The organism is Janibacter sp. A1S7 (genome assembly GCF_037198315.1).
GTDB classification, from domain to species: Bacteria; Actinomycetota; Actinomycetes; order Actinomycetales; family Dermatophilaceae; genus Janibacter; species Janibacter alittae.
On sequence record NZ_CP144913.1, the window covers coordinates 480,741 to 494,318 of the forward strand.

The 13,578-nt window shown below is 72.3% G+C and carries 13 protein-coding genes; 10 read left to right on the forward strand and 3 right to left on the reverse strand.

The window, feature by feature from the left end:
* The first annotated feature begins 5 nt into the window (after window positions 1–5).
* From V1351_RS02355 to htpX, 10 genes are read left to right on the forward strand one after another with little or no spacing between them, the layout of a single operon-like run.
* The gene (locus tag V1351_RS02355) at window positions 6–569 is read left to right on the forward strand and encodes an NADH-quinone oxidoreductase subunit B (RefSeq protein ID WP_338750351.1); all 564 of its coding nucleotides are present in this window, start codon (window positions 6–8) and stop codon (window positions 567–569) included.
* A gap of 1 nt (window position 570) precedes the next feature.
* Window positions 571–1,104 carry an NADH-quinone oxidoreductase subunit C gene (locus tag V1351_RS02360; RefSeq protein WP_338750353.1) on the forward strand — a complete coding sequence of 178 codons (534 nt, stop codon included), beginning with the start codon at window positions 571–573 and terminating at the stop codon, window positions 1,102–1,104.
* Window positions 1,101–2,057 (forward strand): NADH-quinone oxidoreductase subunit NuoH, encoded by a 957-nt coding sequence (nuoH, locus tag V1351_RS02365; protein ID WP_338750355.1) that lies wholly within the window; start codon window positions 1,101–1,103, stop codon window positions 2,055–2,057. Before V1351_RS02360 ends, nuoH begins: the two co-directional genes overlap by 4 nt.
* Complete coding sequence (locus V1351_RS02370) at window positions 2,054–2,593, forward strand: NuoI/complex I 23 kDa subunit family protein (RefSeq protein ID WP_338750357.1); 540 nt, start codon at window positions 2,054–2,056, stop codon at window positions 2,591–2,593. The genes nuoH and V1351_RS02370 overlap by 4 nt, the downstream gene beginning before the upstream one ends.
* On the forward strand, window positions 2,590–3,114 hold the full coding sequence (locus V1351_RS02375) for an NADH-quinone oxidoreductase subunit J (protein ID WP_338750359.1): 525 nt from the start codon (window positions 2,590–2,592) through the stop codon (window positions 3,112–3,114). The genes V1351_RS02370 and V1351_RS02375 overlap by 4 nt, the downstream gene beginning before the upstream one ends.
* Window positions 3,111–3,410, forward strand: coding sequence for an NADH-quinone oxidoreductase subunit NuoK (gene nuoK, locus V1351_RS02380; protein WP_338750361.1), 300 nt, complete (start codon window positions 3,111–3,113; stop codon window positions 3,408–3,410). Before V1351_RS02375 ends, nuoK begins: the two co-directional genes overlap by 4 nt.
* Window positions 3,407–5,272, forward strand: a complete 1,866-nt coding sequence (locus tag V1351_RS02385; protein WP_338750363.1) for an NADH-quinone oxidoreductase subunit L — start codon at window positions 3,407–3,409, stop codon at window positions 5,270–5,272. The genes nuoK and V1351_RS02385 overlap by 4 nt, the downstream gene beginning before the upstream one ends.
* Window positions 5,269–6,876 (forward strand): complex I subunit 4 family protein, encoded by a 1,608-nt coding sequence (locus V1351_RS02390; protein ID WP_338750365.1) that lies wholly within the window; start codon window positions 5,269–5,271, stop codon window positions 6,874–6,876. Before V1351_RS02385 ends, V1351_RS02390 begins: the two co-directional genes overlap by 4 nt.
* Window positions 6,873–8,384, forward strand: coding sequence for a proton-conducting transporter membrane subunit (locus tag V1351_RS02395; protein WP_338750367.1), 1,512 nt, complete (start codon window positions 6,873–6,875; stop codon window positions 8,382–8,384). Before V1351_RS02390 ends, V1351_RS02395 begins: the two co-directional genes overlap by 4 nt.
* Before the next feature lie 23 nt (window positions 8,385–8,407).
* Complete coding sequence (gene htpX, locus V1351_RS02400) at window positions 8,408–9,262, forward strand: zinc metalloprotease HtpX (RefSeq protein WP_338750369.1); 855 nt, start codon at window positions 8,408–8,410, stop codon at window positions 9,260–9,262.
* A gap of 116 nt (window positions 9,263–9,378) precedes the next feature.
* Here htpX and V1351_RS02405 read toward each other — a convergent pair whose 3' ends face one another.
* From V1351_RS02405 to V1351_RS02415, 3 genes are all read right to left on the reverse strand, one after another.
* Window positions 9,379–9,855: a (2Fe-2S)-binding protein gene (locus V1351_RS02405; protein ID WP_338750371.1), complete on the reverse strand. Its 477-nt coding sequence runs from the start codon at window positions 9,853–9,855 to the stop codon at window positions 9,379–9,381.
* Between the two features lie 10 nt (window positions 9,856–9,865).
* Window positions 9,866–12,190: a molybdopterin cofactor-binding domain-containing protein gene (locus V1351_RS02410; RefSeq protein ID WP_338750373.1), complete on the reverse strand. Its 2,325-nt coding sequence runs from the start codon at window positions 12,188–12,190 to the stop codon at window positions 9,866–9,868.
* 146 nt (window positions 12,191–12,336) lie between these two features.
* Entirely contained in the window at window positions 12,337–13,560 is a 1,224-nt protein-coding gene (locus V1351_RS02415; RefSeq protein WP_338750375.1) for a PucR family transcriptional regulator, read from the reverse strand.
* Window positions 13,561–13,578: the final 18 nt, after the last annotated feature.

Consider the following 13,578-nt stretch of genomic DNA (forward strand, 5'->3'; position numbering starts at 1 on the left):
CCGCGATGACGACGGACCTGCCGATGCCGCGCGTGGGACCCGGGGCCGCCCACGCACCCCGCCCCATGAAGGTCGTCCTCAACTGGGGCCGTCGGTACAGCCTGTGGGTCTTCAACTTCGGGCTGGCCTGCTGCGCGATCGAGTTCATCGCTGCGTCGATGGCCCGGCACGACTTCATCCGGCTGGGCGTCATCCCCTTCGCCCCCGGCCCGCGGCAGGCCGACCTCATGGTCGTCTCCGGCACGGTCACCGACAAGATGGCGCCCTCGATCCGCCGCCTCTACGACCAGATGCCCGAGCCGAAGTACGTCATCTCCTTCGGTGCCTGCTCCAACTCCGGTGGCCCGTACTGGGACTCCTACTCGGTGACCAAGGGCGTCGACCAGCTCATCCCCGTCGACGTCTACGTCCCCGGCTGCCCACCCCGCCCCGAGGCGCTGCTCCACGGGATCATCGTCCTGCAGGACCGGATCGCCGCCGAGTCCCCGGGGCGGCCCCGCAGCGGTCGGTCGGTCAGCGCCGGCTCCGTGCGGCGCGGCCTCCTACGCCGCCCGACGAAGGGGGAGTGACGTGCCCCGGGAGCGGCTCACCATCGCGACACAGGAGTGGGTCCGCGCGGTGCGCGACGCACGGGAGCGTGGCTACACCTTCTTCGACTGGCTCTCCGCCGTCGACGAGAGCGACCGCGAGCAGGACCCCGGCCTCGACGTCGTCTGCCACCTGCTCGACCCTCGTCCGGGCCCGGAGCGGGACCTGCGCACGCTGCTGCTGCGCACCCGCGTCCCGCTCGGTGCGCCCCTGGCCAGCCTGACCGGCGTCTTCGGCGGGGCCGCCTGGCACGAGCGCGAGACGCACGAGATGTTCGGGCAGGAGTTCACCGGCTTCGACGACGGCACCGGTCTGGGCATGCGTCCCCTGCTGCTGCCGGACGGCTTCGAGGGCACGCCCCTGCGCAAGTCCTTCGTCCTGGCGGCCCGGGCGACCAAGCCCTGGCCCGGCGGCAAGGAGCCCGGCGAGGGCCACTCGGGCACGACGAGGAAGTCCCCGGGGCGCCGCCGCGTCTCCGCGCCGGGTGTCCCCGGCCCGGAGTGGGGGCCACGATGAGCCTGCTCGAGATCACGCTGCGCTCCCTCGCCGCGCTTGCGGCCGTGCTCGTCCTGCCGCTCGTCGCCGGTCAGACCGAGCACAAGGTCATGGCGCACATGCAGGGGCGGCTCGGCCCGATGTACGCCGGGGGCTTCCACGGCTGGGCGCAGCTCGTCGCCGACGGGGTGAAGTTCGTCCAGAAGGAGGACATCACCCCCGCGGCGGCGGACCGGCGCATCTTCCGCCTCGCCCCGGCGATCGCCCTCGTCCCGTACGTCGTGGCGATGGCGCTGCTGCCGATCCACCCCGGTGTCGCCGCGGCCGAGGTCCCGGCGAGCCTGTTGCTGGTGCTCGCCGTCATCGGCGTCGGCGTCCTGGGGGCGCTTGTCGCCGGTTGGGCCAGCGCCAACAAGTACGCGCTCATCGGTGGGATGCGCGCTGCCGCACAGCTGCTCGCCTACGAGCTGCCGCTCGTGCTGTCCGTGGCCTCGATCGCCATGGCCGCCGGCACCCTCTCGCTCGCGGCCGTCGTCGAGGCCTGGTCCCCGTGGTGGCTGCTCTGGCAGCTGCCCGGTGCGATCGTCTTCGTCGTGGCCGCGACCGCGGAGCTTCAGCGGCCCCCCTTCGACGCCCCGATCGCCGACAGCGAGGTCGTCATGGGCCCGCTGACGGAGTACACCGGGCTGCGCTTCGCCTTCTTCATGCTCGCCGAGTACGCCGGCATGGTGGTCATGGGACTGCTCTTCGCCGTCCTCTGGCTCGGCGGGTGGCAGGGGCCCCTCGCCGAGCACCTCGGGTGGCTGTGGACCCTGCTGAAGGGCTCGCTCGTCGTCCTCCTCATCATCTGGATGCGGGTCTCGTGGCCGCGCCTGCGCGAGGACCAGCTCCAACGACTGGCGTGGACGGTCCTCGTGCCGCTCGCCCTGGCCCAGATCGCACTGACTGCCGTAGGGGTGGTGTTCACGGCATGAGTACGCACGACGACGCCGGACGAGGATTCGTCCCGGGGCTGGTCTCGGGGATGGCCGCGACCGCCAAGCAGCTGGTCAGCCCGGCGCACACCGCCGAGTACCCCGACGTCGCGCCGGAGCTGCCGGCGCGTTCACGCGGGGTCATCGCGCTCATCGACACCAACTGCACCTCGTGCATGCTCTGTGCCCGCGAGTGCCCCGACTGGTGCATCTACATCGACTCGCACAAGGAAGAAGTGCCTGCGGCGAGCGAGGGCGGACGTGCCCGGCAGCGCAACGTCCTCGACCGTTTCGCCATCGACTTCTCGCTGTGCATGTACTGCGGCATCTGCGTCGAGGTCTGCCCCTTCGACGCCCTCTTCTGGAGCCCGCAGTTCGAGTACGCGGAGACCGACATCCGCGACCTGCTCCACGAGAAGGACCGGCTCGGGCAGTGGGCGCAGGAGGTCCCGGCCCCACCGGAGCTCGACCCTGCCGCTGCGGACCCACCGGAAGTGACCGCTGCCAACAAACCCTCGCGCGGCAGGCGCCGATGACGGGTCTCGACCTCGCCTTCGCCGCCACGGGTCTGATCACCGCTGCCGCTGCTGCGATCGCGGTCACGACGCGCCAGGTCGTCCACTCCGCCCTCTGGCTCGTCGTCGCCCTCCTCGGCCTCGCCGGCTGCTACCTCGTCCTGGGCGCCGAGCTCGTCGCCCTGGTCCAGGTGCTCGTGTACGTCGGGGCAGTCGTCGTCCTCGTGATCGTGGCGCTGATGCTCACCCGGGCGCCGATCGGCCCCCGGGAGGAGCACTCCACCTCCCGGGGCCACCGGGCGCTCGCGGCCCTCGTCGGCGCCGGCACCGCGGGGCTCGTCGCCGCCGTCCTGCTGCCCACCGCCGCCCGCGCCGAGGTCCGGCCCGGTGGCACCGCGGAGCTCGGTCGACAGATCTTCTCCACCTGGGTGTGGCCCTTCGAGCTGCTCTCGCTGCTCCTTCTGGCCGCCCTCGTCGGTGCCTTCGCCGTCGCCGGTCTGACCGGCGAGCAGCCGCGGGCGAAGGGGGAGACGCAGCCATGATCCACGCCGCAGGCCCGTACCTCCTCGCCAGCGTCCTCGTCGGGCTGGGGCTCTACGGGATCCTCGCCCGCCGCAACGCCGTCCTCGTCCTCGTGGGCACGGAGCTGCTCATCGCCGGTGGCAGCCTGCTGCTCGTCACCGCCGGGGCGCTCGGTCGTGACGAGATGTGGTCCGGTCAGGTGCTCGCGCTCTTCGTCATCACCATCGCCGCCGCAGAGGTGGTCATCGCGCTGGCCGTCATCATCGCCGCCTACCGGCGCCGTGGCAGCATCGACCTCGCCGAGGCGGCCCGGTGACCGCGACGACGGGCGGGTTCCTCATCGCCCTCCCCGCGGGCACCGCCGCCCTCGCCCTCGTCCTCGCACGACATGCGACACTCGCCGGTCTGCTCGCGATCCTCGGATCCGTGCTCTCCCTCGTCGCCTCGATCGTCGCGCTCGCCGGCGCGACCGCAGGGCCGACCGGTGACCCCTTCGCCGACGGCCGTGCCACCGGTGGCGAGCTGGTGATCGGCACGGTCGACCTGCCCCTCGCGATCGGCCTGTCGAGCACGAGCGCCTTCCTCGTCCTGACGGTTTCGCTCGTCGTCGCGGCCGTGCAGACCTACTCGGCCTGGTTCCTCGCCGCCGATGACCGGCGCGGGGTCTTCCACGCGACCATCGCGCTCTTCGCCGGGGCGATGACCCTCGTCGTCCTCTCCAGCGACCTCCTGCTGACGATCGTCGGCTGGGAGGTCATGGGGTGGTGCTCCTACCTGCTCATCGGCCACTGGTCGCGCCGCCCGGCGCCGCGCCGGGCGGCGCACACCGCCTTCATGGTCACGCGCCTCGCCGACATCGGCCTGGTGCTGGGCATGGCCCTGCTCATCGCGGGGGCCGGTACCACCGGCCGTGCCGAGGTCATCGAGCACTGGACCTCCGCCGGCGACCCCGCGCTGCGCTCGACCGCACTCGTCCTCGTCGTCATCGGGGTCCTGGGCAAGTCCGCCCAGCTGCCCTTCCACGACTGGCTGCTCGACGCGATGGAGGGCCCGACGCCGGCCTCGGCCCTGATCCACGCCGCGACGATGGTCGCCGCCGGCACGGTCGTGCTGGGGCAGCTCTTCCCGGTGCTCGTGCTGGCCGCCGCCGCCCGAGCGGTGCTGGGCGTCTCGGTCGCGGTGACGATGCTCCTCGCCGCGCTGCTCGCCCTGGTCGAGCCGGACCTCAAGCGTCTGCTCGCCTGGTCGACGATCAGCCAGATCGGCGTGATGCTCGCCCCACTGGCCGCTGCCGGGGCCGGGCCGGCGGTCGGCAGCGCCCTCGGTCACCTCTACGGTCACGCGATCTTCAAGGCCCTGCTCTTCCTGACCATCGGTTGGCTCGCGATGACCGGCGGCTCGACCCGCTGGGACGCCCTCGTCGGCAGCGCCCGCACCCATCGCGTGGCGCTCTTCGCGTGGGTCTCCGGCCTCGTCTCACTCGCGGGGGTGCCGCTCGTGCTCGGCGGCGTCACCAAGGAGCACGTCATCGCCGCGGTCGCGCACGACTCCGACACCCGCGGCGCGGTCGCCGGGCTCGTCATGGGCAGCCTGCTGGTCACCGCAGTGGTCACCGCCGCGTACGCGACCCGGGCGCTGCTCGTGGCCGTCCGAGGCGTTGGCGGCCAGGGCCCCCGCGTCGTGCGTGCCCGGGCGGTCATGCCCGGCGCCGTCGCCGGCATCCTCGTCGTCCTCGGGGTCGCCAGCATCCTCGGGGGGATCGCGCTCGGCGTGCGCCTGCCGCGAGCGGGCGACGTGCCGCTGCCGCTGTTCATCGGCGTCCTCGCGCTCGTCCTCCTGGGCATCGCGGTCGGCTACCTGCTCGACGTCAGCGGCGTGCAGACCCGACTCGTCGAGGGTCGCCTCGGGGCCCTCGTGGGGCAGGGCCTGCACGTCGGCCGGTTGCAGCAGGCGCTGGTGGTGCGACCGGTCCTTGCCCTGGCACGCCTGGTGGCCTTCCTCGACCGGGAGGTCATCGACAGCTACGTGCGCGCCGCCGCCTCGGGGGTGCTCGGTCTGGGTGGCGTCGGGACGCGCGCCCACGCCCGATCGCGCCCCACGTCCGCGCTGGCCCTCCTCGGGGTCGGCGTGCTGCTCGTCGTCGGTCTCGGTGTCATCACCGTCGGGGGGACCTCGTGATCGCACTCGCCTGCGCCCTCCCGCTGCTCGCCGGCGCCGTCCTGCTCGGCAGCGGCACCGAGCCGTCCACCCGCACCGCCGCCCGGGCCGGGATCGTGGCATCGCTCGTGACGCTCGCCCTCGTCACCGTCGCCTGGGCCACCGACTCCGTCGTCGACGTCGCCTGGCTGCCGGCACTCGGCCTGCGCCTGCACCTCGGACTCGACGGCATCAGCGGCCCGCTGGCCGTGCTCGCGGCGCTCGTCACCGGGGCCGCGTGCGCGACCACCCTCACCGAGCGACCCCGAAGTGGTAGCGCGGCCACCGTCGTCGGTTGCATCCTGTTCACCCTCGGCGGGGCGGTGGCGACCTTCGCCGCCGGGGACGCCCTCCTCTTCGTCGTCGCCTTCGAGCTCGTGCTCGTGCCGGTGTGGGTGCTCATCACCCGCTTCGGCGACGAGCGGGACCCGCGGGCCCGACGTGAGGCGGGTGCGCGCTTCGTCCTCTACACCGGGACCGGCTCGACGCTCATGCTCCTCGGGGTGCTGCTGCTCGTCTCCCGGGCCGGCACCGCCGACCTCGCTGCACTCGGTGCCGCCCGGGGAGAGGGCCTCGACGCCGGCACGCAGCTGGTCATCGCGGTCCTGCTCACCCTCGGGCTGGCGGTCAAGATCCCCGTCTGGCCGCTGCACTCGTGGCTGCCGCTGGCCCACACCACGGCCCCGACGGCAGGCTCGATGCTGCTCGCCGCAGTGCTGCTGAAGATGGGCACCTACGGGCTGATCCGGCTACCCCTGGCCACGGTGCCCGACGGCTTCGCCCGCATCGCCCCCGTGCTCGCGGTCTGCGGCGTCATCGGCATCGTCTGGGGCGGACTCGTCTGCCTCGTCGAGCCCGGGCTCAAGCGCCTCATCGCCTGGTCGTCGATCGCACACATGGGCTTCGTCGCCCTCGCCCTGGCCACCGGGACGACCACCGGCGTGACCGCTGCGCTCTACGGCAACCTCGCCCACGGCCTGATCTCGGCGCTGCTCTTCCTCGTCGTCGGAGGGCTCAAGCACCGCTGGGGCGGTGATGACCTGCGCATCCCGCGACCGGCCCTGCGCGAGCACGCACCCCGGAGAGGGCTGCTCCTGCTGACCGGTCTGGCCGCCGGCCTGGGCCTGCCGGGTCTGGCCGGCTTCTGGGGTGAGTTCCCGGCGATCATCGCCGCGCTCGATCCTGCGCAGGGGCGCTCGACCACCCTCTTCGCGGCCTGTGCGGCGGTCGCCGCGGTCGGCGCCGTGCTCGCCGCCGGGTACGCCCTACGGGTGGCGCGTCTCGTCTGGCTCGGTGAGGGGTACTCCGACGCACCCACCGCGCCGGAACCCGACGCGGGACCCACCACGGAGGCCGACGCCGGACCCGCCACGGAATCCGACGCGGACGCCGATGGTCTCGCGCGCACACGGCCCTTGCCCGTCGCCGAGTCCGGCAGCGCAGATGTCGGCCGCGACGGCGAGCTCGATCGGCCCGAGACCGTCCCCGGCGCCGTCCTCGCACTCGCCGTCCTCGTCCTCGGTGTCGCTCCGGTGCTCGTGCTCACCGTCACCGAACCCGCCCTGGTCGCGGTGGTGACACCGTGACGCCGACCGCTGCGCCCCCGCAGATCGACGTCCTGGTCGCCGGGCCCGTCCTCGCCCCGGCGATCGGCGCCGTGCTCGTCCTCGCCCTCGACGCCCTCTGGCCCCACCGCCGGACCCCCGCCCCGGTGATCGGCGGGCTCGCCCTGCTCCTCGGGCTCGGTGCGGCGATCTCCCTTCGCCTGCGGGTCGGGGCCGATGGTGCTCTGAGCACGGTCTGCCTGCCGGGCGACCCCGCACTGGACGTCAGCGCGCCCAACGGGGCCGACGTCGGCCCCTGCCTGCTCCACGTCGGTCAGTCGGGTGCGCTCCTGCAGGCCTTGGCGGCGGCCGCGGGGATCGCCGTCCTCGCACTCCTGCTCGCGCGTCCGCCCGGCCACGAGACGCAAGAGGGCCCGGCATCCGCGTCCGGACCGGGCGTCGAGACCGCCCTGCTCCTGACCACCGTCACCGGCGCCGCCACCGTCACCGTCGCCCGCGACCTGGGGACCTGGCTCGTCGGTCTGGAGCTGGCCACGCTGCCGGTCGTCGCGCTCGCGGTCCTGCGCGGAGGCCGCCGGGACAGCGGTGCGATGCAGCTGATCATGACCTCGATCAGCTCCTTCGGCGTCGCCGTCCTCGGTGCCGGCCTCTGGGTGAGCGCCACCGGAAGCATCCGTCTCGGGGGAGGGGCGGCCCGGTCGGCCTGGCAGGAGGACGGCCCCCGGGCCCTGCTCACCCTCGCCCTGGTGCTGCTCCTGGCGGCGCTCGCCTTCAAGCTCTCGCTCGTGCCCTTCCACGCGTGGACCCCGGCCACCTATCCGCGCGCCGGTGTCGCTGTGACGATGCTCCTGGCGAGCGTCTCGGCGATCGCGGCCGTCGGGGCGCTCATCGCCGTCATGGAGGGGGCGGCCGGCGTCCGGCCCGACCTCGTCCCGGTGCTGGGTGTGCTGGCGGTGGCATCCATGCTCGTCGGTGCCGTCCTCGCGCTGCGGGCGAGTGACCCCCTTCGCCTCATCGCCTGGTCCGCGGTCACCCAGGGTGGCTGGGTGATCGCCCCGCTCGCCGCGGGCGACGTCGACGCGGCCATCGGGTACCTCGCCGTCTACGTCGTCGCCGTCACCACCGTCCTCGCCGTCGTCGCCGACCTCGCGCCGGGTGGCGGCCGCACGCTCGAGGACGACCGCGGGCTGCTGCGCCGTCGCCCCGTCCACGCCGCTCTCCTCGGGCTGGGGCTGCTCACCCTCGCCGGGCTGCCGCCGGGGGTGGCCGGCCTGCTCGCGAAGTTCGTCGCGCTGCGCCCCCTCGCCGACGCCGGTCTCTGGTGGATCGCCCTGCCGGCCGTCCTCGCCGCGGCGATCGGCTTCGCCGTCTACCTGCGCTGGCTGGCGCTGGTGCTCGCGCCCGAGCGGGTCCCGCGGGAGCCGGAGGCCGTCACCCGAACCCGCACGACGGTCGCCGTCGTCGCCGGCGTCGTGCTCCTGACTGCCACCGTCCTGCCGGTGCTGCTGCTGGGTGCGGGAACGAGATGACCCCCTTCGACGTTGGGACTGACATGCACAACCACCACTTCAACGGGCTGAAGACAGCAGCCCTCTTCGGCGGGATCTTCACGCTGCTCCTGCTCGTCGGCTACGCCCTCGGCGGCAGCATGTTCATGTGGATCTTCGGTCTCTTCGGGGTCGGGATGACCGCGTACTCGTACTGGAACTCGGACAAGCTGGCGATCAAGGCGATGCGGGCCCAGCCGGCCGACCCGATGCAGTTCCCGGCGATGTACCGGATCGTGCAGGAGCTGAGCCAGAAGGCGGACCAGCCGATGCCCCGCCTGTACGTCTCGCCGACGCGTGCGCCCAATGCCTTCGCCACCGGACGCAACCCCGAGCACGCGGCCGTGTGCTGCACCGAGGGGATCCTCGAGCTGCTCGACGAGCGGGAGCTGCGCGGTGTCCTGGGTCACGAGCTGATGCACGTGTACAACCGCGACATCCTCACCAGCTCGGTCGCCGGGGCCATCGCGGGCGTCATCTCCTCGGTCGCATCGATCGGCCTGTGGTTCGGTGGACGCGACCGCAACCCGATCGCCGCCATCGCCGTGGCCCTGCTCGCGCCCGTCGCGGCCATGGTCATCCAGATGGCGATCAGCCGCACCCGCGAGTACGACGCCGACGAGGACGGGGCCGCGCTGACCGGCGACCCGCTGGCCCTGGCCTCGGCGTTGGACAAGCTCCAGCGCGGAGTCGCCAAGGCGCCGCTGCAGCCCACCCAGGAGCTGCAGAACACCTCGCACATGATGATCGCCAACCCCTTCAACGCGAAGGACGTCTCCAAGCTCTTCTCCACCCACCCGCCGATGGACCAGCGGATCGAGCGTCTGCAGGCGATGGCGCGGGGGCCACGCCAGTCCTGACGGAGCCGCGTGACCGGCGCCGCCCCTCTCTGCGCAACTGCTGAGGCCCGTGCGAGGGTCCGGCGCCCTTCCCTGCGCAACTGCTTGGGCCTGACGGCTGTCGGGGAGGGCGTCGCTCACATGTGCTGCTCGCCGGTGCGGATCGCCTCGCGGATGCGCGTGTAGGTGCCGCAGCGGCAGATGTTGCGGATGCCGTCGAGGTCCGACTCGCTGATCGCGCGGCCCTCCTCACGGACCGCGCGCACGAGGGCGACCGCGGCCATGATCTGACCCGGTTGGCAGTAGCCGCACTGAGCGACGTCGTGCTCGATCCACGCCTCCTGCATCGGGTGCAGGTCGGCGTCGACGGTGTCGGCCAGGCCCTCGATGGTGGTGATCTCGTCGTCCGGGGAGATCTGGTCGACCGGGACCGAGCAGGGATTCATCGCCTTGCCGTTGACGTGCGACGTGCAGGCCTTGCAGACGTTGATGCCGCACCCGTACTTCGGGCCGGTGACGCCCAGGACGTCACGCAGGACCCACAGCAGGCGTACGCCCGGCTCGACATCGACCGTGACCTTCTCGCCGTTGAGGACGAAGGTGTGACTGGACATGGTGCGCTCCTCAGTAGGTGTAGTTCAGGCCGTTGGTCGGCGACTGCGGAACCGAGGGCACGAAGGACTTCGGCTCGAAGGCGATCGGGTCGGCATGGTTGATCGGGAACTCGGTCGGCATCGTCCCGGTGGCCCGTGCGTACGCGCAGGCGATGGCCGCGAAGCTCGCCGCGACCCCGGCCTCACCGGCGCCACCGGGCTGGCCCTCGTCCGAAGGCATGATCTCGACCGTGATCTCCGGCGGGACGTTCCACTGCCGCGTGTAGAAGTAGTTGTCCCAGCTCGCCTCGAGGAAGTGTCCGTCCTCGAAGTGGCAGCTCGAGGTCAGGGCCAGAGCCATGCCGTCCATGAACCCACCGAGCATCTGCGCGTCCAGACCCATGGGGTTGATCACCAGCCCGGCATCGACGGCGAACACGGCCTTGGTGACACGCGGTCCGGTGACGGCTGCACGGATGTTCCGGTCGACCGTCTCGGGTCGCGTGTCGATCTCGACCAGGCACGCGGTCACGCCCTTGTACTCCTTGTGGACCGCCACGCCCTGGGCGACGCCCTCGGGCAGGTCCCGACCCCAGCGGCCGACCTCGGCGACCTTGTCCAGGGCGGCCTTCGCGCGGTCGCTGCGCAGGAACGTCCGTCGGAAGGCGACCGGATCCCGGCGCATCTTCCGCGCGAGCTCGTCGACGACCAGCTCACTGGCGGTGCGTGTGTCGGGGGAGTACACGTTGCGCATGCTGCCGGTGGCGAATCGGTCATCGGTCTCGCTGAGCAACTGGGTGACGACGCCGAAGTTGTAGGGGATCTCCTGGGTGAGGGTGAAGTACGTCTCCGACAGCCCGAGGTTGCCGACGCCGGCGGGCAGCTCGGCCGCCCGGGAGGTGACGATCTCACCGAGCCCGTGGCCGAAGTCGGTCTGGACGCTGGTGTGGCGCTGCTCGAACGAGAGCACCTCGCCCAGCAGATGGGTGGCCCGCACCCGTGAGGTGCACATCGGGTGCAACCGGCCCTGGCGCGGCTCGTCGGCCCGGTGCCACATCAGCTTCACCGGCTTGCCCATCGCCCGGGAGATCCGGGAGGCCTCCAGGGCCGCGTCGTAGAAGAGCTTGCGACCGAAGGACCCACCTCCCTCGGTGACGTTGACCGTGACCGAGGAGATCGGCAGACCGAGCTCGGCGGCGATCTCCTCCTGGGCGGTGACCGGCGTCTTGAACGAGCCCCAGATCTCCGCCGAGCCCGAGCGCACGTCGGCGATGGCGCAGTTCGGCTCGAGCGAGGAGTTGCTGCGGAAGCGGAAGGTGAACTCGGCGTCCACCTGCGTGGCCAGCAACGGCACCTTCGGCACCGCCATCGGCAGCTCGGCCTTCTTGAGGTTCGCCAGGACCGAGGCGTCGTCCTCGCCGGCCAGCTTCCCCCCTTCCCACTCCACGTCCATCTCGATGATGGCGTCGATGCACTGGCCGAAGGTCTTGGCCCGCACGGCGATACCCGTGGCGACCTGGGCGACGTCGGTCACCCCGGGCATCGCCGTGATCGCGGACTTGTTGCGCAGGCGAACTGGCGTGCCCATGTGCGTCGGCGGTCGGCAGACCATCGTCGGAAGGGCGTCGGGTACGTCGAGATCCATCGCAAAGGTCTTGGTGCCGGTCACCGCTGCCCGGGCGTCCGTCCGGCCCTGCGGTGTCCCGATGACCGAGTGCTGGGAACGCTTCTTGAGGGTGATCGAGGCACGTACCGTCTCGGCCACTGCGGCCGTGACCGACAGCTCCCCGTAGTCGACGCTGCGGCCGGTGCTGTCGGTGATGACGCCGGCCTTGGCCGTCAGCGCGTCGACGGTGTCGCCGAGGACCGTCGCTGCGGCCTCCAGCAGGCGCTGCTTCGCCAGGGCCGCGGCGACGCGGATCGGGGTGTAGGTGGAGATCGTCGTGTTCGACGCGCCGGTCAGCTGGTTGAACACCAGCTCCGGTCGGGCCGTGGCCAGGGTGACGTCGATCCTGTCCACCGGCAGGTCCAGCTCCTCGGCGATCATCATCGCGCTCGAGGTGACGATGCCCTGTCCGACCTCGGCCCGCGGCAGGGCGAAGGAGGCTCGCCCGTCCTTGCCGATCGTGACGGTGATGAGGTTCGCGGTGGGCTGGGCCGCCAGGGTCAGCAGGTCGTTGAGGTCCATGACCTCGGGAATCTGCGGTGGCGTGGGGACGGCGGCCTCGGCGGACTCGCTGCCCAGGCCCATGTCGGCGGCCGTGGCGAGCGTGGCACCGGCCATCACGTAGCCGATGAAGGCGCGGCGATTGGGGCCCGGGCGCTCTCCCTGGCTGGTGGGATGGTCGTCGGTCATCTTCGTCTCCCGGGGTCGACGGCGGTGTCGGAGGTGCCAGACCAGTACACCCAGCCGGGGGCGCTGCCGCCACGCGTGGACGCCCACGATCGAGGACTCAACTCTGTGCAATCCGCACAGCCGGGAGCGTCCCGTGGTCGGAGGGCTCAGCCGAGGCCGATCGCACGGGCGTGCAGGGCCAGCGCCAGACCCATGGGTGGCGGCTCGTTCGCGAGGCGGCGGCCGAGGAGCGCCGAGACCCGCGTCAGCCGATTGAGCACGGTGTTGCGGTGGCACGGCAGCGCGGCAGCTGCCCGGCTGGTGGATCCACCGGCGGACACCCAGGCATCGAGGGTGTCGAGCAGTTCCTCACCCTCGGTCCGGGGCAGGGCGAGAAGGGGGCCGAGCCAGTGGTCCACCAGCTGGCCGGCGATCTGCGGGGAGCTCAGGAGCAGGGCGGGGACGAGGCGCTCGTCGTAGGAGAGGATGCCCACCCCCTGCTCCAGACCCTCGGCGGCCATCCTGGCCTGCTCGAAGGCCACGTCGACGTCGGCGAGGCGGTGGCACAGGCTCGAGACCCCACCGTCCACCCCCGTCAGCCGGCCCAACGCGCCGACCAAGGACCGGTGGTCGGTCCCCGCGGGCAGGGCAAGCAGGCCGACGACGTCGCCACCGGCCCGTGCCTGCCACGACGTCGACAGTCCGTGCTGTCGCACGACGGGATCGACGGCAAGAGCTGCTTCCTCCGGGGTGCTCCCGGGCACCAGCACGAGCAGGAGAGGGGATTCGGCCGGCAGATCCATCGCACGGGATGCCTCCTGGGCGAAGGCCTGATCACGGGCTCGGCCGCCGAGCAACCCCTCCCACAGCGCTGCCATCCGCTGGGCATCGGCGCGCAGGAGTCGCTGCTCGGTCGCGCGGTAGCAGCGCGCCACCTCGGCGGAGGACGTGTCGACACTGGCCCACAGCCACACCCCCAGGTCCCGGAAGCTCTCGGGATCCAGCGGCGGGTCGGCATACGCGACGAGGTCCTCCCAGATCAGTCGTCCGCCGATGCGGTACGAGCGGAGCACGTCGTCGAGGGGCAGGCCCTGCTCGGCCCGTCGCCGTCCGGTGGCCCGCGCGGCGTCGAAGAGGGGCTCCATGTCCTCGACCGAGGCGAGGCTGCCGTCGGGCAGGACCGCGAGGACGAGCATGTCGAGGACGCGTTCGACGTTGTCGTGGCACGATCGCCACAGGTCCTGGTCGGGCACGACTCCGCTCGTGTCGTACGCGGCGTTCTCCCGGGAGATGGAGGCGACCAGCCGCGTGGTGATGGGCTCCACCCGGTGGGCACGGGCGCGGGCCAGCAGCAGCGGCAGCAGTCCGCGATCGCGGGTCTGGGTGCTCATCCGGCCTCCGTCTGCCGC